Origin of the sequence: Salmonella sp. SAL4457 (assembly GCF_046548235.1) — a bacterium.
Classification (GTDB): domain Bacteria; phylum Pseudomonadota; class Gammaproteobacteria; order Enterobacterales; family Enterobacteriaceae; genus Salmonella; species Salmonella enterica.
This window is the reverse complement of sequence record NZ_JBGDZO010000464.1, coordinates 1-273: the sequence shown is the minus strand read 5'-3', so window position 1 is coordinate 273 and position 273 is coordinate 1. Positions and strand designations below refer to the sequence as shown.

The 273-nt window shown below is 64.5% G+C and carries 1 protein-coding gene; it reads right to left on the bottom strand.

What is annotated here, in order from left to right:
• A partial coding sequence (locus tag ACLJNW_RS25060; protein ID WP_410961338.1) for a bile acid:sodium symporter occupies positions 1–244 on the bottom strand: 244 nt, incomplete at its 3' end.
• Positions 245–273: the final 29 nt, after the last annotated feature.

Sequence of the window (273 nt, the reverse complement as noted above, 5' to 3'; positions counted from 1 at the left end):
GCGGGAACATCACGAAAGTGCAGGCGAACACCAGCAGGTGCAGGCGCCAGTGGGTCATGCCGGCGATGATCGCCTGGCGCGACAGCTTGGCGCCGTGGAGGAAGAACAGCAGGCCGATGCCGATGTTGGTCACCCATTCGAAGACCACGGCGGTCTGGCCGCTGCAGGGCAGGAAAGTGGCGAGAAGGACGGTGGCGATCAGCGCCAGGGTGAAGTTATCCGGAAGGAAACGCGGTCGGGACATGGGCACGCTCTGCAGGATCGGGGGAACAC